Raw genomic sequence first — 25,587 nt, forward strand, 5'->3', positions numbered from 1 at the left:
TGAGGGCTATGTTACGCACTCTGCGAAGCAGGAGTAAACCCTTCCAGGGAAATTCCTGACATTATGGAGAAAGAGTGCAAGTCGCCATCAGGTCTATTAGAATTGCTGACAGTATACCGCTGATAAGATGATGATGATTAACCTACTCGACACGCCTGATTTACGTATTTTACTTATCAAACTTCGACATCATGGCGACATGTTACTCACAACTCCGGTCATTAATTCGTTACGTCAAAAATGGCCCACGGCGCAAATCGATGTTCTTCTTTATGAAGAGACACGCGATATGCTCGCCGCGCATCCGGCGATCGGCACCATCTACGGTATAGATCGTAAATGGAAGCAGCTCGGCACCCTGAAACATCTGCAAAAAGAGTGGCAGTTACTCTGTGCCTTAAGAGCGCAGCGTTATCATCTGGTGATTAACCTCGCCGATCAGTGGCGCAGCGCCATTGTCACCCGTTTCACCGGCGCGCCAGTACGCCTTGGGTTCGCGTTTAACAAGCGAAAAAACGCGTTCTGGCGTTTTTGTCATACCGATTTGGTTTCGGTCACCAATCACCCGTCTCTCCATACCGTTGAGCAAAATCTTTCTATTCTTTCACCGTTGCCCGCCCCGGCTCAGCCAGACGTCACTATGGCCTACCGCGCAGAGGACTGGGATCGTGCGCGCCAGCTACTGACACAACAGGGTGTGGCTGATAACTACGTGGTGATCCAGCCAACGTCACGCTGGTTCTTTAAGTGCTGGGACGAAGGCAAGATGGCGCAAACCATCACGGCACTCCAGCAGGATGGCCACACTGTGGTTCTCACCGCAGGCCCGGATAAAAAAGAGCTGGCGATGATAGACCGCATTCTCGCCGCGGCGCCAAAAACGGGCGTAGTCTCACTGGCCGGTCAACTCACGTTGCGCCAGCTGGCATCACTTATCGATCATGCGCGCCTCTTTATTGGCGTCGATTCCGTTCCGATGCACATGGCCGCCGCGCTTCAGACGCCGTGCATTGCTCTCTTCGGCCCGTCAAAACGGGTGTTCTGGTCGCCATGGCAGGTCAACGGTGAAGTCATCTGGGCTGGCGAATTTGGCCCACTTCCCGACCCGGACGCCATTGATACCAAAACAACTGAACGCTATCTCGACGCCATTCCCGTTGATGTCGTGGTCTCCGCCGCCAGGAGATACCTGTAATGAAACACCATCGTCTGGCGATTGTTCGCCAAAAATACCGTCCTGATGGCGGGGCGGAACGCTTCGTTTCCCGGGCACTTACCGCACTGAGCAACCAAAACCTGGAGCTCAACGTCATCACGCGTGAGTGGCAGGGGGAGAAGCAGGACGACTGGCATATCCATATTTGCGACCCACGTAAATGGGGTCGAATCAGTCGCGAACGCGGGTTTGCACATGCTGCGCGTGCGCTGTGGGAACAGCAGCAGTTTGACATTGTGCAGAGCCACGAGCGTATTCCTGGCTGCGATATTTACCGCGCAGGGGATGGCGTGCACCGGCGTTGGCTGCTGCAGCGTGCGCGCATTCTGCCTGCCTGGCGTGCACAACTTCTGATGCACGATCGCTACCATCGCTACGTCATGCACGCCGAACGTGAAATGTATCAGGCTCCTGAATTGAAAGCCGTTATCTGCAATGCGGAGATGATCAAACGCGAAATCATCGAAGACTTTGATATTGACGCAAAAAAGATACATGTGATTTATAATTCAATAGATTCCAGCCGCTTCGTTCCGGCAACCAAAGGACAGCGCGCTGCACTGCGTCAGCAGCTCGGATTGCCTCTCGATGCCGTGGTGTTGTGTTTCGTCGGGTCAGGTTTTGAACGTAAGGGGCTGGCCAGCGCTATCCGCGCTATTGCGGGCACACCCGCGTGGCTGATTGTGGTTGGACAGGATAAAGCAGAAAGTCGTTACCGTGACCTTGCCCGTTCATTGGGCTGTGAGGGGCAAATTCGCTTCCTGGGGATGCAAAAAGAGACACTGCCATTTTACCAGGTATCCGATGGATTACTGCTGCCAACGCTGTATGATCCTTTTCCAAACGTCATTCTTGAAGCGATGGCCTGCGGTTTGCCCGTCATTACTTCAGTGAGTTGCGGTGGTGCAGAGTTTATTGAGCAAGGTCAGAATGGCTTTTACTGTGATGCACTTGATATCAGCAGATTGAAGGAGGCAGTCATGACCCTTCCATCTTTGGATAAGAATAACGATATGGGGCGGGCAGCGCGTGAGCGCGTAAAAGAAGCGACCCCAGAAAAATTATCAAGTCAGCTTATTTCGCTTTATCAAAAATTACTGGATTAAAAATGCGCATCCTAATGATTATTGATGGTTTGCCCGGTGGAGGAGCCGAAAAAACGGTTCTCACCCTCTCCAGCGGATTGATAGAAATGGGGCATCAGGTCTCCCTTTTCTCCCTGCGAAAGGTGTGCGACTACGCCATCCCGGCAGGCATTGATTATCAGGTCATTCAGGATACGTGTAAAAAGCCCTGGAGAAAGCTCACCGAGATCCCGCGCCGGGCGCAGCTGCTGGACAATGCCATTGAACAGGCTGAGCGCAGCGGGAAGTTCGACGTCATATTCTCGCACCTGCATAAAACCGATCGTATTGTGGCGCACAGTCGTGCGCTGGATCGCGATAAGGTCTGGTTCTGCGTGCATGGCATGTTCTCATTCTCCTACCTGCGTCATCGCCACGGCCTTTCACGCTGGTTTAAGCATTACAAAATTCGTCATACCTACGAAAACCGAAACGTTGTCGCCGTCTCCGCCGCCGTGCTGAAAGATCTCTCAGAGACGCTGTCCATCGACCTTCGTCGCAAAGCGGTTATCCATAATCCCTTTGATATTCCTGAAATCCAGCGTCTGGCGGATGCGCCTTTTGAGATGCAGGGGCAGGATTACATTATTCACGTGGGTCGTTTTCATGAACATAAACGCCACGACCGCCTTCTGCGTGCCTATGCGCAGAGCAAAATAGACGCATCGCTGGTGATGATGGGCAACGGTTCTGACACCAAAATTCAACAGCTTAAACAGTTAGCGAAAGAACTCGGGATCGAAGACAAGGTTATTTTCCGCCCCTTCGAGTCCAACCCTTATCCGTGGATTAAAGGCGCACGGCTTTTAGTGTTAAGTTCTGACTGTGAAGGTTTTGGTAACGTACTGGTAGAATCCATCATCTGCCAGACGCCGCCTGTCAGTACGAACTGTCCTGGCGGGCCTGCTGAAATCCTCACGGGTACGCTGGCGCGCGGGCTGTCGGAGATGAATGATGAATCACTGGCGAAAACACTGGCCGATCTCTATACCTCCCCGCCTGTCGTTGATAGCGCAACGATCGCGTCGTTCGGGATAAATGCCATTTGCCAGCAATATGTTGCGTTGGTAGACAATCAATAATAATCAGGTTTCTTATGCAAAATTCAGCGCCATTATTAAGCGTAGTGGTTGCCGTTTATAACGGCGAAGCTTTCCTGGATCAGTTCTTTACCTGCCTTGCGAATCAACGGATCGACAGTATGGAAGTCATCATCGTCAATGATGGCTCCACGGACAGTTCGATGCAGATAGTCGAAACCTGGCGTGAAAAACTGCCACAAATGCAGGTTATCGAACAGGAAAATCAGGGTGTATCCATTGCGCGCAATACCGGTCTGGCCGTCGCTACCGGCCAATATCTCTCTTTCCCGGATATTGATGATGTCTTTAAGCCCGGCATGTATCAGCGCTTGCTTGATATGGCCGTCACACAGAATCTGGATGTCGCCACCTGCAACGGAAACTACGTCTGGGAAAACAATAAGAAGCCTTCACGGCCGATTTTCCCGGAAGACAAGCTGGCCTCGACAGACGTCATGACCGGTGCGGCCTGGTTAAAAAAAGCGCTCGACTCACGCAAGTTTCTGCATGTGACCTGGCTGAATATCTATCGCCACGACTTTATTCGTCAGAACGGTTTTCGTTTTGAGCCCGGCCTGCGTCATCAGGATATCCCGTGGACTACCGAAGTCTTGCTCGCAGCTGACCGCGTGCAGTACACCAGTGAACGTTTTTACGACTATTACATTCACTCCGCATCGGTTTCCCATATGCCGGACAATGATGACACGCTGATTCGCTCGGCGCGCCATTACATGAAAATTCTGCAGATGCTGGATGCCATCAACCAGCGTTACCCGGAAAAAGTGAAAGATATCCCCGCCTGCCACTGGCAAATCGCCAAAGAGGGGCTTGGGATCATTCATACCTTCGACAATATGAAGGATGTGCAGAAGAAGTCGATGATAATAAAAGAGTTCTTCGACACGGGTATCTGGAGGCTTATCTGGAAAAGTGCCAAAAGCCCCCGTTTGCGCTGGCGCCTGGGCCGACGCTACTTCCGTTTAAAACGGTATCTGGCATAAGAGATAGCTTTACCCGGCTTAAATGCTTAGAATTTCCCCGCCGAAACTAAAAAACGGATAATCGCTTGGAATTGTTGTATACCGCCCTGCTCTACATCATCCAGCCACTGGTGTGGCTGCGACTGTTGCTTCGTAGCCGTAAAGCGCCTGCGTATCGTAAACGCTGGGCTGAACGCTATGGTTACTGCCGCAATAAAGTCGTGCCGGACGGTATTTTGCTGCATTCCGTTTCTGTGGGCGAAACGCTGGCGGCGATCCCGCTGGTTCGCGCCCTTCGTCACCGCTATCCGTCACTGCCGATCACGGTCACGACCATGACGCCGACGGGATCTGAACGCGCATTATCGGCGTTCGGTAAAGACGTTCAACACGTCTATTTGCCTTACGACCTGCCTTGCGCCATGAACCGCTTCCTGAATACCGTTCGCCCGAAACTGGTGATCGTCATGGAAACCGAGCTGTGGCCAAATATGATTTCCGCCCTGCATGCCCGTAAAATTCCGCTGGTGATTGCCAACGCGCGCCTTTCAGAGCGCTCGGCGAAAGGTTACGGCAAGTTAGGTAAATTTATGCGCCGCCTGCTCAGCCGAATTACACTGATTGCCGCGCAGAACGAAGAAGACGCGGCGCGCTTTCTCGCTCTGGGCCTGAAGCGCAACCAGCTTGCGGTGACGGGTAGCCTTAAGTTCGATATCTCCGTCACGCCTGAACTCGCCGCCCGTGCGATTACGCTACGTCGCCAGTGGGCACCGCGTCGTCAGGTGTGGATTGCAACCAGCACCCATGACGGCGAAGAAGCCATTATCCTGCAGGCCCATCGTAAGCTGCTGGAAAAATTCCCCGATTTGCTGCTGATTCTGGTCCCCCGTCACCCCGAACGTTTTAAAGATGCGCGTGAGATGGTGCAGAAAGGCGGCTTCAGCTTTACCCTGCGCAGCAGCGGTGAGATCCCCTCCGGCAGCACTCAGGTGGTGATTGGCGATACAATGGGCGAGCTGATGCTGCTTTACGGCATTGCCGATCTGGCTTTTGTCGGCGGAAGCCTTGTGGAGCGCGGCGGCCATAATCCGCTTGAGCCGGCCGCACACGCCATTCCGGTGCTGATGGGTCCACACACGTTTAACTTCAAAGATATCTGCGCTAAATTGCAGCAAGCCGACGGGTTAATTACCGTGACCGACGCGGACTCGGTGGTCAAAGAGGTCTCAACCCTTCTGACCGACGAAGACTACCGCCTCTGGTATGGTCGCCATGCTGTCGAAGTGCTGCATCAGAACCAGGGCGCACTCACTCGTCTGCTGCAACTTCTGCAACCTTATCTGCCTCAGCGGAGCCACTAATGTCAACGCGTCTGTCGGTCGTGATGATCGCCAAAAACGCCGCCGACCTGCTTCCGGACTGCCTGGCCTCCGTCGCCTGGGCTGACGAAATTGTCCTTCTCGACTCCGGCAGCGAGGACAACACGGTGGATGTCGCCCGTGCCGCGGGTGCAAAGGTCTTTATCGATACCGACTGGCAAGGCTACGGCATCCAGCGACAGCGCGCGCAGCGCTATGCTACTGGCGATTACGTGCTGATGCTGGACACTGACGAGCGCATCACACCTGAGCTCCGCCAGGCCATTCAGGCGGTGCTGACAGCACCTCAGCCTGGCGCGGTATACAGCATTGCACGTCGCAACTATTTCCTTGGCCGTTTTATGCGCCACAGCGGCTGGTATCCAGACCGCGTAATGCGCCTCTACGAGCGTGAGCGATATCAGTACAACGATAATCTGGTCCATGAATCCCTGGCATGCGACAGTGCCCCCGTCATTCCTCTGACAGGCGATCTGCTGCATCTGACCTGCCGGGATTTCGCCAGCTTCCAGCGCAAACAGCTTAACTATGCCACCGCATGGGCACAGGAGCGCCACCTGCGCGGCAAGAAGGCCACGCTGACCGGCATTTTCACCCACACTCTGGGGGCATTTCTGAAAACACTGCTGCTGCGAGGCGGCGTGCTGGACGGTAAACAGGGGTGGTTACTGGCGGTGGTGAATGCCCAGTATACTTTCAACAAATACACCGAGCTGTGGGCGCTTTGCCGCGGCTACTCAGAGAAAACGTGAGCCATGAGCACAAAAGCGATTTATCCGGGTACCTTTGATCCCATCACCAACGGTCATCTTGACATCATTACCCGTGCGGCATGCATGTTTGATAAGGTGATTCTGGCGATCGCCGCCAGCCCCAGTAAGAAACCCATGTTCGATCTCAATGAGCGCGTTGCACTTGCCACTGACGCTATCTCACATCTGCCAAACGTCGAGGTGGTGGGCTTCAGCGATCTGATGGCCAACTTCGCCCGTGCCCGGCAGGCTAACATTTTGATCCGCGGGTTACGCGCGGTGGCTGACTTCGAATACGAAATGCAGCTGGCACACATGAACCGCCACCTGATGCCAGAGCTGGAGAGCGTGTTCCTGATGCCCTCCAAAGAGTGGTCGTTTATCTCTTCCTCGCTGGTCAAAGAGGTGGCGCGTCATCACGGTGACGTGACCCATTTCCTGCCGGCTAACGTCCATCAGGCGTTGATGGAAAAATTAAAGTAGCCCTATTTCTGGCACTGACGGCAATAGAACGTGGCGCGCTGGGCGTGCTTCGTTGCAATAATCGGTGTCCCACAGACTCTGCACGGCTCACCCTTACGGCCATATACCTGCAGCTCCTGGGCAAAATAGCCGGGTTTACCGTCGCTCTGCAGGAAGTCCTTCAGGGTGGTCCCCCCTTGCTCAATAGAACGCAACAGCACCGCTTTAATCACCCGGACCAGCAGTTCACACTCCTGGGATGACAGCGACGAGGCCAGCCGATCGGGATGGATCCCGGCGGCAAACAGCGATTCGCTGGCATAAATATTCCCTACTCCCACCACCAGCTTATTGTCCATCAGCCACGGTTTGATCGGGGTTTTCTTCTTTGCACACTTCGTTTTCAGGTATTCCGCGTTAAACGCCTCAGCAAGCGGCTCTGGCCCCAGATGCGCCAGAACGCTGTGTCCTTCAAGCTCTTTGGTCCACAGCCATGCGCCAAAGCGTCGTGGGTCGGTGTAACGCAGCACTTTACCGTTGCTCATCACCAGATCGACATGGTCATGCTTTTCCGCGGGCAGTTCTTCGGTAAGGATGCGCAGACTACCAGACATACCGAGATGGATGATAATCCAGCCGTCGGGCAGCTCCAGCAGCAGATATTTGGCGCGACGCTGGACGCTGAGAATCGGTTTATCGCTTAACGCATGGATTTCATCGGACACCGGCCAACGCAGGCGACCGTTGCGAACGATAGCATGAAGAATAGTCGCGCCGACCAGATGCGGCTCAATACCGCGGCGGCTGGTCTCTACCTCAGGTAATTCAGGCATGGTTCCTCCGGAGTAAGATGCAGAATGCAAAAAACCCCGCAGTTGCGGGGTTTTTCAATACAAGGAGGCTAAAATTATTTGATTTTAGCTTCTTTGTACAGTACGTGCTGGCGTACAACTGGATCGAATTTTTTCAGTTCCAGTTTTTCCGGCTTAGTACGTTTGTTCTTCGTGGTGGTGTAGAAGTGACCTGTACCAGCAGAAGAAACCAGCTTGATTTTCTCGCGAATACCTTTAGCCATGATTTATTTCCTCTTTAAGTACTTAGTACTTTTCGCCACGGGCACGCAGTTCGGACAGAACTGTATCAATGCCTTTCTTATCGATTACACGCATACCTTTAGCAGATACGCGCAGGGTGACAAAACGCTTCTCGCTCTCAACCCAGAAACGGTGAGAGTGCAGGTTCGGCAGGAAACGGCGTTTAGTCGCGTTCAGTGCGTGGGAACGGTTGTTACCGGTCACCGGACGCTTGCCAGTAACTTGGCAGACTCGGGACATGTCTATTCTCCAAAAATCAAATTAGCTCGAGCTTCGTATGGGGTATCGGCGCCTCGTCAGGCTTTACAGCCCGGTCATCGCATAGTTCTATGGAACTCTCGATTGCCAGGCCCAAATGCCAAACCCGAGATTCTCAAAGGTGGCGTAGTATACGCTGACTCGGCGGTGTGCTCAAGTCCCGAACAGACAAAGATCCCGATGGATCGCGAGAAATAGCCTAAATCCAGCCATGTTCTGCAAAAGAAATGTACTCGCCGCGACCAATTATCAGATGGTCGAGCACACGAATGTCCATGAATTGACAGCATTTGATAATGCGTTCGGTCATCTCTTTGTCAGCTCTGCTTGGTTCTGCACAGCCAGAGGGGTGATTATGCGCGAGTATCACGCCGGCTGCATTCACTTTTATCGCTTCCCGCACAATTTCTCGTGGATGAACTTCAACGTGGCTCAGTGTTCCGGAAAAAAGACGGCTATGTTTTAGTACCCGGTTCCTGTTATCAAGAAAGATCACCATAAAGATCTCGCGCTCCAAATCTGATAACTGGCTCTGGAGAAATACGCGTGTCATATCCGGGGTGAGTATGGGATCTTCCTCTTCCATACGGACGTCGTAAAAACGGCGGGCCAGTTCAGCAATCCCCCTCAGTTGGGCGAACTTCGCCACGCCAATTCCTTCGACGTGCCTGAATTCCGTCAGATCCGCCGTCAATAAGCCATACAGCGAACCAAAATGGTCGATAAGCTCTTTTGCCAGCGTAAATACCGTTTTGCCGGGCGTTCCGGTGCGTAAAAAGAGTGCCAGCAACTCGTCGTCCTTTAACAACGTGACGCCATAGCGCAGCATTTTTTCACGCGGTAGCAGCAGTTCAGTCTCTTCCATGCCTGTCTCCTTCGGTTTGCCATCATGCTGCCACAGCCACCCCCGGCGCTCGACGCCCACTTTTCATTCCTGCGTAACGCCTCGCAAACTGACCGAAGGACAAAATCACCCCCTTTTTGGGATTGTGATAAAATGCCCGCTCTCTGGTGAAACCCAACAGGAAAGAATCATGATGAGCCTGGCCGGTAAAAAAATCGTTCTTGGCGTGAGCGGCGGTATCGCTGCCTATAAAGCGCCAGAGCTGGTGCGTCGTTTGCGCGAGCGCGGGGCGGATGTGCGGGTCGCGATAACGGAAGGTGGCAAAGCCTTTATCACGCCTCTGAGCCTGCAGGCCGTTTCAGGGTACCCCGTCTCTGACAGCCTCCTTGATCCGGCCGCCGAAGCCGCGATGGGCCATATTGAGCTGGGAAAATGGGCAGACCTGGTTATCCTTGCCCCCGCCACAGCAGATTTAATTGCCCGCGTAGCAGCCGGCATGGCAAACGATCTGGTCTCGACCATTTGCCTGGCCACGCCCGCACCTGTTGCCGTCGTCCCCGCGATGAACCAGCAGATGTACCGCAACGCCGCCACCCAACATAATCTGACGACGCTGGCCTCACGCGGCCTGCTCATCTGGGGGCCGGACAGCGGTAGCCAGGCGTGTGGTGATGTGGGTCCTGGTCGTATGCTTGACCCGCTGACCATCGTTGAGCTGGCCGCCGGCCATTTTTCACCTGTCAACGATCTGCAACATCTCAACATCATGATTACCGCGGGCCCAACGCGCGAGCCGCTGGACCCGGTGCGTTACATTACCAACCATAGCTCCGGTAAAATGGGCTTTGCGATTGCTGCCGCGGCGGCAAAACGCGGTGCAAAGGTCACGCTGGTGAGCGGCCCGGTCTCGTTACCGACACCGCCATTTGTGCAGCGTATTGATGTCACCACCGCCCTGGAGATGGACGCCGCCGTACAGGCGCATGCGCAGAACCAGCAGATTTTTATCGGCTGCGCGGCTGTTGCAGATTACCGTGCCGAAACCATTTCCGGGTCAAAAATTAAAAAGCAAGGCGATGAATTAACACTAAAAATGGTGAAAAATCCGGACATTGTTGCGGGTGTCGCCGCACTGAAAAGCCATCGTCCTTACGTTGTTGGGTTTGCCGCAGAAACAAATAATGTGGAAGAATATGCCCGGCAAAAACGTACCCGCAAAAACCTCGATTTGATTTGCGCGAACGACGTATCGCTGGCCACGCAAGGATTTAACAGCGACAGCAACGCACTGCACCTTTTCTGGCAGGATGGAGATAAAGTCTTACCGCTTGAGCGCAAGGAACTCCTGGGCCAACAATTACTGGACGAGATCGTTACCCGTTATGATGAAAAAAATCGACGTTAAGATTCTGGACCCGCGTGTTGGTAAGCAATTTGCGCTGCCAACCTATGCCACCTCCGGCTCTGCCGGTCTTGACCTGCGCGCCTGTCTCGATGACGCCGTAGAGCTGGCTCCGGGTGCAACCACCCTGATCCCAACCGGCCTGGCAATCCACATTGCTGACCCGTCGCTGGCAGCGGTGATCCTGCCGCGTTCTGGTCTGGGTCATAAGCATGGAGTGGTACTGGGTAACCTGGTCGGCCTGATCGACTCTGACTACCAGGGTCAACTGATGGTTTCCGTCTGGAACCGTGGTCAGGACAGCTTCACCATTGAACCGGGCGAGCGTATCGCACAGATGGTCTTTGTACCGGTGGTTCAGGCAGAATTTAACCTGGTGGAAGACTTTGACGCCACCGACCGTGGCGAAGGCGGCTTCGGCCATTCCGGGCGCAAATAACCGCCCGACCGACACGTATCCCACAGCGCCATAATGCAATAACAAACCGCAAACGTCAGTTTGCGGTCGCTGTGTGGATGCCAGCCTGGCAAGTGCTTATTTTCAGGGGTATTTTGTAACATGGCAGAAAAACAAACCGCGAAAAGGAACCGTCGCGAAGAAATACTTCAATCTCTGGCGCTGATGCTTGAATCCAGCGATGGTAGTCAACGCATCACCACCGCAAAACTGGCCGCCTCCGTGGGCGTGTCTGAAGCGGCGTTGTATCGTCATTTTCCGAGCAAAACCCGGATGTTTGACAGTCTGATCGAATTTATCGAAGACAGTCTGATCACTCGCATCAACCTGATTCTGAAAGACGAAAAAGACACGACTGCGCGTTTGCGTCTGATTGTGCAGCTCATTCTGGGCTTTGGTGAGCGCAATCCGGGCTTAACCCGTATCCTGACTGGCCATGCGCTGATGTTCGAGCAGGACCGATTGCAGGGCCGTATTAACCAGCTCTTCGAGCGTATTGAAGCACAACTGCGCCAGGTACTGCGCGAGAAAAAAATGCGTGAGGGTGAAGGTTACAGCACCGATGAAACGCTGCTGGCAAGTCAGATCCTGTCGTTTTGCGAAGGCATGCTCTCCCGCTTTGTACGCAGCGAGTTTAAATACCGTCCAACGGACGATTTTGACGCCCGTTGGCCGTTAGTGGCGGCACAGCTGCAATAATCTTCAGGCCCGGTAAGCAGAACGCCACCGGGCTTGATATTACACGCCGAAAGCTTCGCGATACCCACGTACCGCAGCCAGATGATCCGCCATCTCAGGCTTCTCTTCCAGATACGCAATCAGGTCTTTCAGGGTGATGATTGAGGTCACTTTACAGCCGTAATCGCGCTCAACTTCCTGGATAGCAGAGATTTCGCCACGCCCGCGTTCCTGACGATCCAAAGAGATCAGCACGCCAGCAAGCGTAGCGCCGTTGGCCTGAATAATCTCCATCGATTCGCGAATAGCGGTACCGGCGGTGATCACATCGTCCACCAGCATAACGCGACCCTGCAGCGCGCTGCCTACCAGATTACCGCCTTCACCGTGGGTTTTAGCCTCTTTACGGTTAAAGCAGTACGGTACGTCGCGGTCGTGGTGTTCCGCCAGCGCAACCGCAGTGGTAGTGGCAATCGGAATGCCTTTATAGGCCGGGCCAAACAGCAGGTCAAAATCAATGCCGGAGTCCACCAGCGCTTCGGCATAGAAACGGCCTAACAATGCCAGATCGCGCCCGGTATTAAACAGTCCGGCGTTGAAGAAATAGGGGCTCTTACGCCCGGATTTCAGCGTAAACTCGCCAAATTTCAGGACCTGCTTGTTAAGCGCAAACTCAATAAACTCACGCTGCCAGGATTTCATGGGCTTACTCCTCCGACTTTTGCTTTTGTACGAACAAAAAAAAGGCGACTCATCAGTCGCCTTTAAAATCAATTTTCTAACGCCGCCTTCTGCGTCGTTACGATAGATTCAATTCCCCCTCGGGCCAACGCCAGCAAGGTAAGAAGTTCTTCATGGGTGAACGGCTCACCTTCTGCCGTGCCCTGCACCTCAATGATGCGACCGTCTTCAGTCATCACCACGTTCATGTCAGTCTCGGCAGCGGAATCTTCGACGTATTCCAGATCGCAAAGCGCTTCACCGTTAACGATACCCACGGAAACAGCCGCGACCATCCCTTTCATCGGATTCGTTTTCAGCTTACCGGCTGCAAGCAGCTTATTCAGGGCATCAGCCAGCGCCACACATGCACCGGTAATCGACGCCGTACGCGTACCACCGTCTGCCTGAATGACGTCGCAGTCCAGAGTAATGGTAAATTCACCCAGTGTTTTCAGATCAACGGCGGCGCGCAGCGCACGTGCGATCAAACGCTGGATTTCCATGGTACGGCCGCCCTGCTTGCCTTTTGCCGCTTCGCGGGCGTTACGGGTATGGGTTGCACGCGGCAACATGCCATATTCCGCAGTGATCCAGCCCTGGCCCTGACCTTTCAGGAAGCGTGGAACGCCCTCTTCGATGGACGCGGTGCACAGCACTTTGGTGTCACCAAACTCAACCAGTACGGAGCCTTCTGCGTGTTTTGTATAGTTACGGGTCAGGGTGACGGGACGCACCTGATTGGCGCTACGACCTGCTGGACGCATGATGAAATCTCCGGCTTGAAACGAATGTGGCTGCGCATTATACGGATAAAGGACGCTTATTCCTATCCTGAGAAGCCCCCGAAAGCTATAATCCCCCCATCTCTCCTTTAAAAACGGGAATGTCTATGATCCGCAGTATGACCGCCTACGCCCGGCGTGAAATCAAGGGTAGCTGGGGTAGCGCTACATGGGAAATGCGCTCGGTAAACCAGCGCTACCTGGAAACGTATTTCCGTATGCCGGAGCAGTTCCGCAGCCTTGAACCTGTTGTACGCGAGCGTATCCGTGCTCGTCTGACGCGCGGTAAAGTGGAATGTAACCTGCGTTTTGAGCCTGATGCCAGCGCCCAGGGTGAGCTGATTCTCAACGAAAAACTGGCGAAACAGCTCGTCACTGCAGCGAACTGGGTCAAGATGCAAAGCGATGAAGGGGAAATCAACCCGGTCGATATTCTGCGCTGGCCTGGCGTCATGGCCGCCGGTGAGCAGGATCTGGACACGATTGCCGCTGAAATTCTCAGTGCCCTCGACAGCACGCTGGATGACTTTATCATTGCCCGCGAAACTGAAGGCCAGGCCCTCAAAGCGATGATTGAGCAGCGTCTGGAAGGCGTGACCACCGAAGTGGCTAAAGTCCGTACCCATATGCCTGCGGTCCTGCAATGGCAGCGTGAGCGCCTGGTGGCCAAACTGGAAGAAGCGGAAGTTCAGCTGGAAAATACCCGTCTGGAACAAGAACTGGTGCTGATGGCACAGCGCATTGACGTCGCCGAAGAGCTGGATCGTCTGGAAGCGCACGTTAAAGAGACTTACAACATCCTGAAGAAGAAAGAAGCCGTAGGGCGTCGTCTCGACTTTATGATGCAGGAGTTCAACCGCGAGTCGAACACCCTGGCCTCTAAGTCGATCAATGCTGAAGTGACCAACTCCGCCATTGAACTGAAAGTGCTGATTGAGCAGATGCGCGAGCAGATCCAGAACATTGAGTAATGTCTCAGACGATCTCACCTTGTCCCACCCAAGCTAAGACCACCTCTAATAGCCCGTTAATACGGGCTATATCTTTATCATCTTGTCTCATCATGTATCACTACAGCGCATGTTTAGCGTGTACTTAACTATGTACATAATGACTTTTATGGCATCATGATTATGTACACACAGAACATAAGCAGAGTCATATATGGCAAAAATGACAGACATACAAATCAAGGCATGGATCAGAGCTGACGAACGCTTCGAAGCAAGGTCAGATGGCAATGGTTTATCTCTCTGTTTTCCAAAGAAATATGCTGCTCCATTCTGGCGTTTTCGCTATCGTTTCTCTGGAAAACAGCGGGTAATGGGTATCGGTTCCTATGCTGAACTCTCACTAGCAAAAGCGCGAGAGACCGCCAAAGAACTCTCTGCACGTGTAGCATTGGGTTATGACGTTGCCGGAGAGAAGCAAGAACGGAAAGCTGACGCCCTCAAAAAAATAGAGTCTGAAAAACATGCACTTCGGGTATCCCAATTAGCCAGCGAATATTTTGAACGCCAGATACTTAAACGCTGGAAGCACCCCGACATACTGCGCCGCCGAATCGAAAAAGATATAAATCCAAACATAGGCAACCTGCGAATAGAGGACGTTCGCCCCTATCATATTGATGATATGTTGCAAAAGATCCTTAAACGAGGTGCGCCTACCGTTGCCAATGACGTCCTCAGATGGACTCGACGGATCTTTGATTATGGAATCAAGCGGCACATGCTGGCTGCTAATCCAGCAAGTGCATTTGACATCTCTGATGCCGGAGGACAAGAACAAAGCCGTGAACGCTGGTTAAGTCGAGAAGAGCTGGTACAGCTTTTTCAGGTAATGCCTTTGACCAAAGGGTTTTCCCGTCAAAATGAACTAACTATGAAGCTCATTTTAGCCCTATGCTGCCGTAAGATGGAATTGTGTGGTGCCAGATGGTCAGAATTTGATCTGGATGAAGGCGTCTGGCATTTACCTGCTGAGCGCGTTAAAAACGGCGATGGTATTGATATCCCGCTGGCGGTACCCGTTGTTGGCTGGATTAAAGAATTAAAAATCATGTCCGGCAACAGTGAATGGGTTCTCCCAGCAAGAAAAATGCAACATCGCATGATTCCTCATATTCAGGAAAGTACATTACCAGTAGCGTTGGCTAAAATAAGATCAAATATGCCAGATGTGCCAAATTTCACGATTCATGATTTTCGGCGAACAGCCCGCTCCCATTTAGCTGCGCTGGGGGTAGATCCGGTGATAGCAGAACGCTGCTTAAATCACAAAATCAAAGGCGTTGAAGGTATATATAATCGCTATCAATACTTTGAAGAACGTAAGCAAGCTTTGACTGTATGGGCTGAGCTACTTACAACATTGGAAAAGGGTAATAATTACAACGTAGAACCAATAAAAAAAGAAATAGCGTAATATTGTAATCTATTAATATTTACTTTAGCCTGATTAGTTTCAGGCCAAAGTAATCTTTCATTTATTATATGTGCCGTTTATAGAACCTATAGATGTTACACTACAGTGTTTATCACAATCCTTCGAGATAACCTGCATGGCACCATTATCTAATTCACTAATCAACACAACACACATGCTTGACTGATCACTATAAACCCAACGGTTACGTTGCCCTTTACGTGCATCAATAAGTGTTAATTCACCTCCTATTTCACATACTCCCGATGTAGTGCCAAGTGAAGAATTAATACTGAAGGCGGTGTGATTTTTGCTTTGATACAAAGAGAGTGTTCCATTTATTTTTTTGAAATCACTCGCTTTGGTTGAAAAACACAAAATCATCAGTGGTAGAGCCGTCAAAAGTTTCATATCTGCATCTATATATAAAATTAATATTTAACACCATTCTTATTAAATACAACAAAAGCGACTGAATAATATGAGTTAAATACCAGCCCCTCCTCTTCTATATTCTCAGCCGCAATAAGTCCTTTTTCATTTATAACCCCCTTCAAGAAAAACTCATTATCCTCTTGATAAAGTGCAAACCCTGTTGCAGGACGTCCAGCAAGTTTTACTTTGAAACCTATATAATTATCATACTTAACAACTTTGACTGACTGAAGATTTGGAAGGTCGTAAAACACAGAGATAAACTGTTTCAGATTCGAGAAAAATAAAAAGTTATCATTCAAGCTTGCGCGAACATAAACATTAGAGTTGAGTTGCTTATCTGTAAGTCCCAAGCTTGAGATTTCATTACTGTATTTTTCAGATAAGTATTTTAATACATCATTATTTGTCACTCCATCTTGCTGAGTTGACACTGAACTTGCAGTCTCTTGTAAATGTAAATTATGCGAAGATGAATAGACAATATTACAAGAAAACAACAACGAGATACTTAATATTTTAGCGATAGATGAATTGTTCATATTACCTCTCAATTATCATAGATTCTTAGAAAAAGTTATTGCTTGCTAGTGTTAATGAAGCCAGACCAAATTTCAGTTAAGTTCCTTTTATGGAAGCTGAATGATAGAAAAATGGACTTCCTTGAAGCCGAATCATCCATAAAGGAGTAAAAATCAATTTATAATCCATTATCGACGTTCATGCAAGAGTAAAACACCCGCAAAATGTCTTTTATAGACATATACGTTGGAAACAAGGCGGGAAAATGGCGAAGCTTACATCCGAAGTCACTGATAAGATGGTTGGTCAGCGTATCCAGATGCGCAGAAAAGAACTTGGTATGACTGCACAGCAATTAGCCGAGTATGCGGATATTTCCCAGCAACAACTTTCACGTTATGAAAGAGGAGCCAATAAAATTAATGTCGCGCATCTTGTAAATATTGCCATAAAAATGAATACTCCTATTGGTTGGTTTTTCATCGATTGCTTTGATGAGAACTCCTCTGGTAATAACGAACAACCAGAATTTGTTCCAGTGAAAGATGTAGACCTAAAGAATAGATTTGAACAAATTTGGCCTCGTTTAACACATGAACAACGCAGGGTTCTAATCATGTTCCTAGATGAATACAAATAATTAATCTATCTTTCAAGAAGATTTTTAGACATAAATATGTATATGCCATGAAATCTCCTTATTTTAATTCCATAACATCTATATCATTTCGAGTTAATTGATTAAAAATCACTCCTTAAAAACCAATCTAATGTAGTAAAAATAGTCATTATTTTTATCATAGTATCCGCTGAGAGCAGCCCAAAAAGGCTGTTCTCAAGATCTACCAAACTCACCTATTTTGCTCAGTAGGTGCGAAACTTTTCACATGGAAATCTGAAATTTTCCGCCGCTGAACTTTTGTTTTGAAACCCAGAAATTCCGAAACTTTTCGGTGTTTGAAACTTTCGAAAGTTTCAAACACCTCAAAAATACATAAAAAAACATGAAATTCAATATGTTACAAGTTTTTCACTCATTCAATCTACAAAACTGTAAATCGTAGAGGTATCAATCCGATGCGCTTTCTTGTGGATTCAAACGATGCCGAATCAACGTCTAATCAAGGTGAAAACTGTTCTGGAACTATGCGCAATTTCTCGTGCAACGCTCTACCGACTAATCGAAGCAAATGCATTTCCTCGGCAAGTCAGCCTAACCGGAGCACGCGCAGTTGCATGGCGAGAAGAGGAGGTTTTGGAGTGGATAGCAGAACGTCTCAAAGTACCAGCAAGGTATTCAAATTAAAAACCCCCTCTAATAGCCCGTTATAGACACACATAATACGATCATAAATACTGTATCCATCCAATGTATTTTAGATTATATGTTCTTTGAACATAAGTATCTAAAAACACCATTACCTAATTATTCAAGACTACCTAAAGGATTAATAATGATCATCAATAAACACAATATAGATACATGCTCATCATTACCAATTGGGAGTGATGTTAATGGTAATTTATTAAAAATAAGGATAGATAAACTTACAATCGTAAGTTCATTTATTGAAAAAGAAGAAAAGAGTGAAACTTATAAAAAACTTAAAAAAATGAGAAAAAGGAATCATAGTAAGTATTATATAACCCATATTCAAAATAAAGAAGACATGCCATACAGGACCGCATTATTAATAAAAGAAAAAAATCATTTCTCTCCATTGCTACTGCGAATTGACTATTCACCAATTAACAGAAACACTGGCGGAATAAGGTTAGATTTCTATCCGCAATACCTTTCAGCTAAAAAAAATGATCAACTATTATCTTGGCTTAATATGCAACTAGGAGAAATATTTTATCATTTGCTGACAAGAGCATGGGTTACTCGGATTGATATTGCCTTAGATCTTTACGACCGATATTTAGATAACTACATATGGGAGTTGCAACGGTCGGGAAAACCTAGATATTTTAATGAGGGAAATGGATTACCAGGCATTCAATTAGGTAGTAATCGCTCTGTATTACATGTTCTTTGCTATGAAAAAATAGATGCATTTAGGAATAAAAATGTTAGCCATAAGAATAAAAATAAATTTCTCAAAATTAAGCGTAATGAGCATAAGAACTTCTTACGTATTGAGGCGCGATATAGACCCAACTCTAAGCCAACAAGCAAACATGGTAGCCCGCTAATGCTTCGAAATATACTTGAGATGGAAAATCCATTTAAGCGTTTACAATTTTATTCCAATGAATTAAAAAGTTAATTGTTAATAAAAAAACACATTATTTCAATCCCCTCAGAACCAAGTGTATTCGCATTGAAATGCCGGGTTAAGAAGGAAAATAGCTGTTCTCGTATTCCTGGAAATGTTCAAAGAATCATCAATGAACATAAAATTTCAATTTTTAACAAAAATATAATTTGGGATAATTGGCCAATTTATACTAAACAACTGGGTGGAATATTTACAATAGCCTATTCATATAAAGACAGAGATGAAAATCTCTGTTAACATAATAATACTTGAAGCTGTTATTCTTTTACTCTTTGCATGACAGCTTTTAATATTTATTTTTTATATCTATAGAAAAGGATATTAGATGCTAAGCTATCCTTAAAAAATAAGAAGACAGATATAGAAAACAGTATTATTTGAAAACAACCAAGATAAATATGTGGTTTGAAAACCATTGCGGCATACATGAATAGTGAAAAGAATATTAGAAGAATTCTGATTGCGAGATAAAGAGTAAATCTTCGACCATCAACATTTATACCACATATAGGAATAACTCTAGACATCTTGTAAGCGCATTGCCCGAACACTACAGCAGACATTAGAGACCAATCTGTAGTTAACAGAAGTGAAGATATAATTGATGTTAGCGATGTAGAATTCTTTATTATCGTGATGAATATCAAAGCAAAGAAAGGGATTACTAAGAAAATAGCTTCACCGTATATCTCTGCAAGCATAGATCTCTTTTCTGCAGGATTAACTTTAGAAAAAGTCATCTTGCTTTCCTTTGCTTCTTGCTATATTTATAATCTCGATCACTTTCGCATTCTTTATTTTTGGAATATTCTTTTTTCTGCGATCTTTGTATATAACTTCATCATATTCTATAACTGCTTCCATAAGATCTTTCGGTCCAATCGGATCTATAAGCCCAGATTGATAATTATCTAACCAATCACTATTCACAACTTTTGCTGTAAATCTATTTTCAGTAGTTAATTCTTCTAAACGCCAAACCATATGTCCTTTGTTAACTGGGACATGAACATAAAATTTTGATTTTCTTTTATGATGTTTTACTTCGCTGGTGAACATATCTATTACATTGTCATTAAAAGTAAAATTTTTATTAAGAGTTTTAAAATTTTCTAATTTCACTTCTCCAGGTTGACCTTTTCCTATAGAGGCGCTTTCATCAGAATATAGTTTTAGACTTAGCTCTGAGTATTCAGAAAGAACTTTTCCAAGTTGTTCAATGTCAAGACATGGCTCTATTTTAATTTTTTGATCAGAATTTTTGACAATAGATTCGGATAAAACACTTGAGACAGCATCTAAATCCTCCATTGTTGTGACCTCAGAATTCCGATCTAAATAGTTAGCAAGTACTTCTGCTGAACTAAAGATAAAATCATTCCATTCAGAAAACCTACATCTAATCCATGCTATAGCAGAACCGTCTTGTAGGCTGACTAAATCAAATAAAGCGCAATCCTTTTCATTTATAGAATCTAGCGCTATGAATCCAATATCTCTATAAAACTTTACATACTTACTGAGGATAACGAGTACATCCTCAGGGTTCTTCCGATGCTCGCTATAATCAAACCTAATTGCTATAGAAATATTATCCATCAAAAATTTCCGCAGAATTATACTTAAAAGAGTGGCTCACAGCCACTCTTTTAAGAGATAGTGATGATTAGTACGTTATTCTTTATTTTTACGCTGTCTGACAATTTTTGCCTTTGCTACTATTGCGGAAAAACTAACAGCCATCTGAACTGATTGTGTCTTGTTAATGCATTCATTCAACATTCGACCAAGTACTGCATCATCAAAGTTTGAATTTATTACAACATCTGTAATTTTATCAAGCCAATCTCTTGGATCATCTTCTTTTTCAAAAAGATCCCTCTGCATTGCTATAACGTCGGTTTTAGAAAGAGAGTCATTATTAACATCATTTTCTTTTCTGACTTCACTATTAATAGTTTTAGTCGTAAATGCAAAATCTGGCAACTGACTTTTATGTATTTCTCTAATTCTATCAGACTTTCGCTTTGCAAGAATCGTTTGACCAAAAGGTAATGCAAACCACTGCCAACAAGCATTATTTGCTTCATAATAACGCTCATCAATAGTAGTCAACATACCTAACCCCACAAGGGCAAAATCATTATCAACTCTTACTACGGCGTCGTTCTGCTTATATGGAGGAATCCAACTCTGAATTTTAGGATATTCAAAACTATTTTGATTACTAGCTCTACCAATATTAGCAAGTCGTGTAGATTCAGATATTAAATAATCTCGATCCTGTAAGGGCCATGTAAGCTCATGCTCTGAATAAGCTCCCAGTAAAGCTCCACACATGCTAGCAATAGTATCAGTGTCACTATCAATTTCATTGGCAGCACATATTAAAGCGTCCTCTATATTATCGGACTGATAAATATAAGCTAAGGCTGCTGATACTAAGGCTGTCTTTACTCCTGAACCACGATATCTATCTGTTAGACAACCAGTGAGCTCCAGAATATTTTTATAGGTCTTCTCTTTATTTCCTTGAAAAGCCGCAGTAATTCTATCTAAATCATTCAATATTTCTTCTTGACATTTATATATTGAATTGATTAGAGATAATTCATTGTTCCTTTCCCACTCAGCCAACCAGAAAGAGGATAGTTGAGAATCCATATTTATTAACTGAGGAATAGTAGAGAATGATTCAATATATCTTCTCCAATCCCGAGCATCTGGTATTTTTCTATATAATAAAATATCTAATAATGCTTTCGCATGGAATATTGCGCCACAAAAGCCATGAGGGTGCCCATGTGTAACCAACGAATCCTTAAGCACATCTAGAAGTATTTCATCTTCCGAACGGTTACCACATGAAGACCAAACATGCGGTTGAATACGCATGGCTGCGCCATTGCCACCACTAGAAAAATAAGACTGTCGACCAGTAGAGTAAAAATTATTGAACCAATTTACCGTTCTTTTCGCTAAATTTTGCGCAGCAGTTTTAGTCCCTACACCGCCACCTAAAGCATAACTAGGCCATACAGTAAGTTCTATTTTAGCAAAATTTTCTACATCAAAAAAACCATTGCCTCTGATTGACCGGGATACAGCTAATCTGAGCTGAGTATCATCGGAGTATGTTCCTGCTGGCAAAGCGACTTTTGGGCCGCCTCGACCGCCTACAATCCGGCTCCATGCAACTGGCTTACTAAGTCGCTGTGAACCGATACGCCTTTCCAGCCCCATTCTTCCGTTTACGAGTTCAGAGATCCAACCAAGCGAGTCCCCAGCAGCAGCCCATAATGAAGAGTTAACAATATTTTTCGACGTGGCTTTACGTCGAGTAAAGCTATGATTTTGTTTATATTCTTCACTCATCAATTTGGTATCCCCTCAAATTTAGCTGGTGAAATGCACACTTCAACGCATTGGTCATGAAACTCTGCGAGCCACCCACCTACAATATCATATTCTTCTTCTGTCCTTACATAGATACGTTTTAGATGTTCCACCGGTACACCAGCAGGGTACAAAATCTCGGCCTGCTCACAAGTTGCTAAGTGACTCCCACGACCTAACCTCTTTGCTTTCCAAATGCCATAGTAGCCATCTTTTCGTTTAACCTCGTCAGCAAACAGATTTTCAAATCCTTCTACACCTTTTTTTCGTTCACAATAAAGATAGGCATTATTAGTAGTTGCAAAATATACGTTCTCATGTGTCATTATTATTGGATCAAATGACAATATTACCCAGAAAATATCCTTTCCTTCATGCCATTTATTTTTTGACACATCAAAATATCTTCTATTAATTTCAGATAGTGATAAGTTAACAAAGTCAATCCAGTTCTCTTGTTTGTCAAAATATTCGGAATGCTCAGGTCGAACCTCTGCATTATTAAAAATAATATATTGTAGAAGTTCATTTTCTGGTAAGCGGTGTCGAGATAAGAGGAAACCACATGCAAGTGTACCGAGCAGTCCTTTATTAGTAGTGAAATGTACTACTTCATTAACACCTCTTTTTTCGTATATTTCCTTTTTCATTATAAGATCACCTCAGTGAATGTCCCCGGGGAAAAAAATCTAATTAAATCTGATTCCTCTCCTGATTTATAACCTATAATTACATCTTTCTTAGCTCTCGCAATAGCTACAGCAAGCAATCGCCTTAAAACAAGTAATTGATCATCGATCAACTCTTCAGGATACGCCGTGCTCTCGTCACTTAATCCAAGAATAAAGACATAATCAAATTCAAGCCCTTTAGCTGAATGGAATGTTGAAATAGCAACGTTAACCTCTTCATCATCAGGCCAATAATCAGCCCTTGTAATATCAACAAAGGGAATTCCACTTTTCATCAAATTTGGCTTTAGATAGCCAAACCAACCTTTAGGATGTAAAAAAGCTACTGTTTCGGATGTCAGATCCACAGTTTTATTTATGTAATCCAAAGCATATTGGACTTGATTGTTATAAAATCCAACAATCACTTTAGGTAGGTTTCCAGATGAATTTGCTTCATTTAAATTTGGTAATGCTCCATCAGCCTCAACATTAATTCCTGAGATAACCGATGCTGCGAACGCAGCTATTTCTCTTGTGTTTCTATAGTTCGCTCTGAGAATATGAGACCGTTCAGGCCTTACGTCATAACCAGCTTCTGACCATGTATACCCTCTTGCATAAATTCGTTGAACTGTATCAGTTACAAAGGTAGCCGTATGATGTTCACCTAAATGATGTTTAATAGCTCGTAGTTGATTCGCTGTAAAATCCTGACATTCATCAACAACTACGATTTCATAACCCAAGGAATCCACTTCCTCTCTCATTGCTATAGCAACGTCATTCCAGTCAACGGCATTGTTTTGTTGTAGCTTTAATTTATATGGGGTCACTACCTCATCTAAAATTCTCTGTCGAACTGTTCTTTCTACTCTCGGGCTAATACCTCTCCCAGTTCTCTCGGCTGTAATATAATCAGATAAATTCTCTGGTTTAAATCTTCCAAGAAGATACTCAACTTCATTCACAACATAATCATGAGATAGGGAATCGATAGCCCGGGCGTAAGAATATAGAAGACCACTTGAATAACTTACTATTTTTTCCTTTGGTCTAACATTTTGATATGCCCACTTACTAAAGGTGCTTATTTCCAATTCAACATTAATGGTATTAGGTAGTTGACTATGAACAAGCTCTTTTATATATCCAGCTAGTGTTTTATTGAAAGTTAATACTAGTATTTTTACAGGATCGGTATTCCCTTCTCTCTGATGCCTGACATTAAACATGTAGCATAAGGATTTTAGCCTCAATAAGGCAGTTGTGGTTTTCCCACTACCTGCGGCTCCACAAATAACTTCTACCCCCTCTCTATTCTGTCCAACCAATGAAAGTTGTTCAGGGGTAGGTCTTATGTTACTCAGTACCTTCATGCAATCTCCTTATTGGCTAACAACGGTTTTTTAAGAAAAAACTCATTGCACTCATTAAGGATATTTCTCTTTTTTTACCTTTTAGGTCAAGTATTTTTATCTCGCATGTTCAATCACATTTAAAATACTGATTATTATACATTTATTATATAAAATTTATTGCGCTATACCATTGGAAGATGCACTCTCCGAGAAGGTTAGAACTTAATCGCACCACACTTAGTTGATATCAGTGACTGATATCATGTACATAAGCATGTACTTAATAGAAAACAGATAAAACAAAAATCAATTAAAAACAATCTGTTAAGCAAAAACTCAACATTCAGATCCATTCAAGCCGCTTTCTCATCATGGCCCCGTTCAGGGGCCATTTTTTTATCGGAACAGGCTATCGGCGGCAAACGCCTATAACATGAATAATTATAATGTGAAAATTACCGTTTAACGCCATCACTCCCAGCCAAACAACGTTCAATCATTACCAAAAATAAGGCTAACGTCCTCACACAAGAAAAACTAAATCGTGACAGACCGCACAAAACGCTACCCTGTTGCCCTCACTATCGGGGGAACACATGCTGCTACATATCCTTTATCTCGTCGGGATCACTGCCGAAGCCATGACCGGTGCACTCGCTGCCGGACGCCGTCGTATGGATACGTTTGGGGTCATCATTATTGCTACCGCCACCGCGCTGGGAGGCGGATCGGTACGCGATATCCTGCTGGGGCATTACCCTCTCGGCTGGGTTAAGCACCCCGAGTACATCATCATTGTGGCTGTCGCCGCAGTGCTGACCACTATCCTTGCTCCTGTAATGCCCCATCTTCGACGTCTGTTTTTAGTGCTTGATGCTCTGGGCCTGGTCGTGTTCTCCATCATCGGGGCACAAATTGCGCTGGATATGGGCGAAAGCCCGGTGATTGCCACTATTGCCGCAGTCGTGACGGGCGTATTTGGCGGCGTACTGCGCGATATGTTCTGCAAACGCATTCCCCTGGTCTTTCAAAAGGAGCTCTACGCCGGGATATCCTTTGCATCAGCCGTTCTGTATATCGCTTTACAGCATTATGTTTCCAGCCATGACGTCGTGGTCATCGCCACCTTGTTATTTGGCTTCACGGCTCGCTTGCTTGCGCTGCGCTTGAAACTGGGACTGCCCGTGTTTCATTACACTCAGGACACCCACTGACTGGCCGCCATCTATTCTCCCCGATAAAGTGGCGGCATTT

28 protein-coding genes are annotated in these 25,587 nt (G+C 46.6%); 16 read left to right on the forward strand and 12 right to left on the reverse strand.

The genetic code is table 11. From position 1 onward, the window contains the following. The first annotated feature begins 127 nt into the window (after positions 1-127). From rfaQ to coaD, 7 genes are all read left to right on the forward strand, one after another. Entirely contained in the window at positions 128-1,195 is a 1,068-nt protein-coding gene (gene rfaQ / locus QMG44_RS16970; RefSeq protein ID WP_086533098.1) for a putative lipopolysaccharide heptosyltransferase III, read from the forward strand. Beyond that, positions 1,195-2,322, forward strand: a complete 1,128-nt coding sequence (locus tag QMG44_RS16975; RefSeq protein WP_086533097.1) for a glycosyltransferase family 4 protein — start codon at positions 1,195-1,197, stop codon at positions 2,320-2,322. Before rfaQ ends, QMG44_RS16975 begins: the two co-directional genes overlap by 1 nt. 2 nt (positions 2,323-2,324) lie before the next feature. Then, entirely contained in the window at positions 2,325-3,422 is a 1,098-nt protein-coding gene (locus QMG44_RS16980; protein ID WP_032679322.1) for a glycosyltransferase, read from the forward strand. 14 nt (positions 3,423-3,436) lie between these two features. Further along, positions 3,437-4,426 carry a glycosyltransferase gene (locus QMG44_RS16985; RefSeq protein WP_086533096.1) on the forward strand — a complete coding sequence of 330 codons (990 nt, stop codon included), beginning with the start codon at positions 3,437-3,439 and terminating at the stop codon, positions 4,424-4,426. A 65-nt stretch (positions 4,427-4,491) separates the two neighbouring features. After that, entirely contained in the window at positions 4,492-5,766 is a 1,275-nt protein-coding gene (waaA, locus tag QMG44_RS16990) for a lipid IV(A) 3-deoxy-D-manno-octulosonic acid transferase (protein WP_014168058.1), read from the forward strand. Next, positions 5,766-6,536 carry a glycosyltransferase family 2 protein gene (locus QMG44_RS16995; RefSeq protein ID WP_047954874.1) on the forward strand — a complete coding sequence of 257 codons (771 nt, stop codon included), beginning with the start codon at positions 5,766-5,768 and terminating at the stop codon, positions 6,534-6,536. Before waaA ends, QMG44_RS16995 begins: the two co-directional genes overlap by 1 nt. Before the next feature lie 3 nt (positions 6,537-6,539). Beyond that, positions 6,540-7,019 (forward strand): pantetheine-phosphate adenylyltransferase, encoded by a 480-nt coding sequence (coaD, locus tag QMG44_RS17000; RefSeq protein WP_014168056.1) that lies wholly within the window; start codon positions 6,540-6,542, stop codon positions 7,017-7,019. Positions 7,020-7,021: 2 nt separating this feature from the next. Here coaD and mutM read toward each other — a convergent pair whose 3' ends face one another. The 4 genes from mutM to radC form a co-directional block, all read right to left on the reverse strand. Continuing rightward, on the reverse strand, positions 7,022-7,831 hold the full coding sequence (gene mutM / locus QMG44_RS17005; RefSeq protein WP_047954873.1) for a bifunctional DNA-formamidopyrimidine glycosylase/DNA-(apurinic or apyrimidinic site) lyase: 810 nt from the start codon (positions 7,829-7,831) through the stop codon (positions 7,022-7,024). Between the two features lie 74 nt (positions 7,832-7,905). Further along, positions 7,906-8,073 carry a 50S ribosomal protein L33 gene (gene rpmG, locus QMG44_RS17010; RefSeq protein ID WP_003024094.1) on the reverse strand — a complete coding sequence of 56 codons (168 nt, stop codon included), beginning with the start codon at positions 8,071-8,073 and terminating at the stop codon, positions 7,906-7,908. A gap of 22 nt (positions 8,074-8,095) precedes the next feature. After that, positions 8,096-8,332 carry a 50S ribosomal protein L28 gene (rpmB, locus tag QMG44_RS17015; protein ID WP_002436699.1) on the reverse strand — a complete coding sequence of 79 codons (237 nt, stop codon included), beginning with the start codon at positions 8,330-8,332 and terminating at the stop codon, positions 8,096-8,098. A gap of 217 nt (positions 8,333-8,549) precedes the next feature. Next, complete coding sequence (radC, locus tag QMG44_RS17020; RefSeq protein ID WP_020882690.1) at positions 8,550-9,215, reverse strand: DNA repair protein RadC; 666 nt, start codon at positions 9,213-9,215, stop codon at positions 8,550-8,552. Between the two features lie 172 nt (positions 9,216-9,387). Between radC and coaBC the strand changes: the two genes are divergently transcribed. The 3 genes from coaBC (at position 9,388) to slmA (ending at position 11,752) form a co-directional block, all read left to right on the forward strand. After that, positions 9,388-10,599 (forward strand): bifunctional phosphopantothenoylcysteine decarboxylase/phosphopantothenate--cysteine ligase CoaBC, encoded by a 1,212-nt coding sequence (gene coaBC, locus QMG44_RS17025; protein ID WP_025206464.1) that lies wholly within the window; start codon positions 9,388-9,390, stop codon positions 10,597-10,599. Further along, complete coding sequence (gene dut / locus QMG44_RS17030; RefSeq protein ID WP_014168052.1) at positions 10,577-11,035, forward strand: dUTP diphosphatase; 459 nt, start codon at positions 10,577-10,579, stop codon at positions 11,033-11,035. The genes coaBC and dut overlap by 23 nt, the downstream gene beginning before the upstream one ends. A 120-nt stretch (positions 11,036-11,155) precedes the next feature. Beyond that, the gene (gene slmA / locus QMG44_RS17035) at positions 11,156-11,752 is read left to right on the forward strand and encodes a nucleoid occlusion factor SlmA (protein WP_020882692.1); all 597 of its coding nucleotides are present in this window, start codon (positions 11,156-11,158) and stop codon (positions 11,750-11,752) included. Between the two features lie 39 nt (positions 11,753-11,791). On the opposite strand, the gene pyrE is transcribed toward slmA, so the two are convergent. Together pyrE and rph are read right to left on the reverse strand one after the other, a co-directional pair. Beyond that, positions 11,792-12,433, reverse strand: a complete 642-nt coding sequence (pyrE, locus tag QMG44_RS17040; RefSeq protein ID WP_014168048.1) for an orotate phosphoribosyltransferase — start codon at positions 12,431-12,433, stop codon at positions 11,792-11,794. A gap of 68 nt (positions 12,434-12,501) precedes the next feature. Beyond that, entirely contained in the window at positions 12,502-13,218 is a 717-nt protein-coding gene (gene rph, locus QMG44_RS17045; RefSeq protein ID WP_086533095.1) for a ribonuclease PH, read from the reverse strand. 125 nt (positions 13,219-13,343) lie between these two features. Between rph and QMG44_RS17050 the strand changes: the two genes are divergently transcribed. Both QMG44_RS17050 and QMG44_RS17055 read left to right on the forward strand, forming a co-directional pair. After that, on the forward strand, positions 13,344-14,207 hold the full coding sequence (locus QMG44_RS17050; RefSeq protein ID WP_020882693.1) for a YicC/YloC family endoribonuclease: 864 nt from the start codon (positions 13,344-13,346) through the stop codon (positions 14,205-14,207). Between the two features lie 193 nt (positions 14,208-14,400). After that, on the forward strand, positions 14,401-15,663 hold the full coding sequence (locus QMG44_RS17055; RefSeq protein WP_086533088.1) for a site-specific integrase: 1,263 nt from the start codon (positions 14,401-14,403) through the stop codon (positions 15,661-15,663). 57 nt (positions 15,664-15,720) lie between these two features. Here QMG44_RS17055 and QMG44_RS17060 read toward each other — a convergent pair whose 3' ends face one another. Further along, positions 15,721-16,074: a hypothetical protein gene (locus QMG44_RS17060; protein WP_072032704.1), complete on the reverse strand. Its 354-nt coding sequence runs from the start codon at positions 16,072-16,074 to the stop codon at positions 15,721-15,723. Positions 16,075-16,094: 20 nt separating this feature from the next. After that, positions 16,095-16,640, reverse strand: a complete 546-nt coding sequence (locus QMG44_RS17065; protein ID WP_127341061.1) for a hypothetical protein — start codon at positions 16,638-16,640, stop codon at positions 16,095-16,097. Positions 16,641-16,885: 245 nt separating this feature from the next. Between QMG44_RS17065 and QMG44_RS17070 the strand changes: the two genes are divergently transcribed. From QMG44_RS17070 to QMG44_RS17080, 3 genes are all read left to right on the forward strand, one after another. Continuing rightward, positions 16,886-17,260, forward strand: a complete 375-nt coding sequence (locus QMG44_RS17070) for a helix-turn-helix domain-containing protein (protein ID WP_228176234.1) — start codon at positions 16,886-16,888, stop codon at positions 17,258-17,260. A 462-nt stretch (positions 17,261-17,722) separates the two neighbouring features. Continuing rightward, a complete protein-coding gene (locus QMG44_RS17075; RefSeq protein ID WP_086533085.1) occupies positions 17,723-17,926 on the forward strand; it encodes an AlpA family transcriptional regulator in 204 nt (67 codons plus the stop codon). A gap of 148 nt (positions 17,927-18,074) precedes the next feature. Beyond that, a complete protein-coding gene (locus QMG44_RS17080) occupies positions 18,075-18,893 on the forward strand; it encodes a hypothetical protein (protein ID WP_281853210.1) in 819 nt (272 codons plus the stop codon). A 738-nt stretch (positions 18,894-19,631) separates the two neighbouring features. Here QMG44_RS17080 and QMG44_RS17085 read toward each other — a convergent pair. The 4 genes from QMG44_RS17085 to QMG44_RS17100 form a co-directional block, all read right to left on the reverse strand. After that, the gene (locus tag QMG44_RS17085; protein WP_228176223.1) at positions 19,632-20,504 is read right to left on the reverse strand and encodes a hypothetical protein; all 873 of its coding nucleotides are present in this window, start codon (positions 20,502-20,504) and stop codon (positions 19,632-19,634) included. A gap of 75 nt (positions 20,505-20,579) precedes the next feature. Further along, positions 20,580-22,280, reverse strand: coding sequence for an ADP-ribosylglycohydrolase family protein (locus tag QMG44_RS17090; RefSeq protein WP_086533082.1), 1,701 nt, complete (start codon positions 22,278-22,280; stop codon positions 20,580-20,582). Continuing rightward, positions 22,280-22,951: a DarT ssDNA thymidine ADP-ribosyltransferase family protein gene (locus QMG44_RS17095; protein ID WP_086533081.1), complete on the reverse strand. Its 672-nt coding sequence runs from the start codon at positions 22,949-22,951 to the stop codon at positions 22,280-22,282. Before QMG44_RS17095 ends, QMG44_RS17090 begins: the two co-directional genes overlap by 1 nt. Continuing rightward, entirely contained in the window at positions 22,951-24,351 is a 1,401-nt protein-coding gene (locus QMG44_RS17100) for a UvrD-helicase domain-containing protein (protein WP_086533080.1), read from the reverse strand. The genes QMG44_RS17095 and QMG44_RS17100 overlap by 1 nt, the downstream gene beginning before the upstream one ends. A 578-nt stretch (positions 24,352-24,929) precedes the next feature. Here QMG44_RS17100 and QMG44_RS17105 point away from each other — a divergent pair. Further along, complete coding sequence (locus QMG44_RS17105; protein WP_020882694.1) at positions 24,930-25,547, forward strand: trimeric intracellular cation channel family protein; 618 nt, start codon at positions 24,930-24,932, stop codon at positions 25,545-25,547. Positions 25,548-25,587 lie beyond the last annotated feature (40 nt).

This window comes from Enterobacter sp. 200527-13 (assembly GCF_027924865.1).
GTDB classification, from domain to species: Bacteria; Pseudomonadota; Gammaproteobacteria; order Enterobacterales; family Enterobacteriaceae; genus Enterobacter; species Enterobacter ludwigii.

Bases quoted from the DNA above. Each gene is read 5' to 3' on its own strand.
- mutM (WP_047954873.1), bottom strand. From the start codon at position 7,831: ATGCCTGAATTACCTGAGGTAGAGACCAGCCGCCGCGGTATTGAGCCG.
- rpmB (WP_002436699.1), bottom strand. From the start codon at position 8,332: ATGTCCCGAGTCTGCCAAGTTACTGGCAAGCGTCCGGTGACCGGTAAC.
- QMG44_RS16995 (WP_047954874.1), top strand. From the start codon at position 5,766: ATGTCAACGCGTCTGTCGGTCGTGATGATCGCCAAAAACGCCGCCGAC.
- QMG44_RS17050 (WP_020882693.1), top strand. From the start codon at position 13,344: ATGATCCGCAGTATGACCGCCTACGCCCGGCGTGAAATCAAGGGTAGC.
- coaBC (WP_025206464.1), top strand. From the start codon at position 9,388: ATGAGCCTGGCCGGTAAAAAAATCGTTCTTGGCGTGAGCGGCGGTATC.
- coaD (WP_014168056.1), top strand. From the start codon at position 6,540: ATGAGCACAAAAGCGATTTATCCGGGTACCTTTGATCCCATCACCAAC.
- QMG44_RS17055 (WP_086533088.1), top strand. From the start codon at position 14,401: ATGGCAAAAATGACAGACATACAAATCAAGGCATGGATCAGAGCTGAC.
- pyrE (WP_014168048.1), bottom strand. From the start codon at position 12,433: ATGAAATCCTGGCAGCGTGAGTTTATTGAGTTTGCGCTTAACAAGCAG.
- QMG44_RS17090 (WP_086533082.1), bottom strand. From the start codon at position 22,280: ATGAGTGAAGAATATAAACAAAATCATAGCTTTACTCGACGTAAAGCC.
- rpmG (WP_003024094.1), bottom strand. From the start codon at position 8,073: ATGGCTAAAGGTATTCGCGAGAAAATCAAGCTGGTTTCTTCTGCTGGT.
- QMG44_RS16980 (WP_032679322.1), top strand. From the start codon at position 2,325: ATGCGCATCCTAATGATTATTGATGGTTTGCCCGGTGGAGGAGCCGAA.
- QMG44_RS17065 (WP_127341061.1), bottom strand. From the start codon at position 16,640: ATGAACAATTCATCTATCGCTAAAATATTAAGTATCTCGTTGTTGTTT.
- dut (WP_014168052.1), top strand. From the start codon at position 10,577: ATGATGAAAAAAATCGACGTTAAGATTCTGGACCCGCGTGTTGGTAAG.
- QMG44_RS17100 (WP_086533080.1), bottom strand. From the start codon at position 24,351: ATGAAGGTACTGAGTAACATAAGACCTACCCCTGAACAACTTTCATTG.
- QMG44_RS17060 (WP_072032704.1), bottom strand. From the start codon at position 16,074: ATGAAACTTTTGACGGCTCTACCACTGATGATTTTGTGTTTTTCAACC.
- QMG44_RS17075 (WP_086533085.1), top strand. From the start codon at position 17,723: ATGCCGAATCAACGTCTAATCAAGGTGAAAACTGTTCTGGAACTATGC.
- QMG44_RS17080 (WP_281853210.1), top strand. From the start codon at position 18,075: ATGATCATCAATAAACACAATATAGATACATGCTCATCATTACCAATT.
- rfaQ (WP_086533098.1), top strand. From the start codon at position 128: ATGATGATGATTAACCTACTCGACACGCCTGATTTACGTATTTTACTT.
- QMG44_RS17105 (WP_020882694.1), top strand. From the start codon at position 24,930: ATGCTGCTACATATCCTTTATCTCGTCGGGATCACTGCCGAAGCCATG.
- rph (WP_086533095.1), bottom strand. From the start codon at position 13,218: ATGCGTCCAGCAGGTCGTAGCGCCAATCAGGTGCGTCCCGTCACCCTG.
- slmA (WP_020882692.1), top strand. From the start codon at position 11,156: ATGGCAGAAAAACAAACCGCGAAAAGGAACCGTCGCGAAGAAATACTT.
- QMG44_RS17095 (WP_086533081.1), bottom strand. From the start codon at position 22,951: ATGAAAAAGGAAATATACGAAAAAAGAGGTGTTAATGAAGTAGTACAT.
- QMG44_RS17070 (WP_228176234.1), top strand. From the start codon at position 16,886: ATGGCGAAGCTTACATCCGAAGTCACTGATAAGATGGTTGGTCAGCGT.
- QMG44_RS16985 (WP_086533096.1), top strand. From the start codon at position 3,437: ATGCAAAATTCAGCGCCATTATTAAGCGTAGTGGTTGCCGTTTATAAC.
- QMG44_RS16975 (WP_086533097.1), top strand. From the start codon at position 1,195: ATGAAACACCATCGTCTGGCGATTGTTCGCCAAAAATACCGTCCTGAT.
- QMG44_RS17085 (WP_228176223.1), bottom strand. From the start codon at position 20,504: ATGGATAATATTTCTATAGCAATTAGGTTTGATTATAGCGAGCATCGG.
- radC (WP_020882690.1), bottom strand. From the start codon at position 9,215: ATGGAAGAGACTGAACTGCTGCTACCGCGTGAAAAAATGCTGCGCTAT.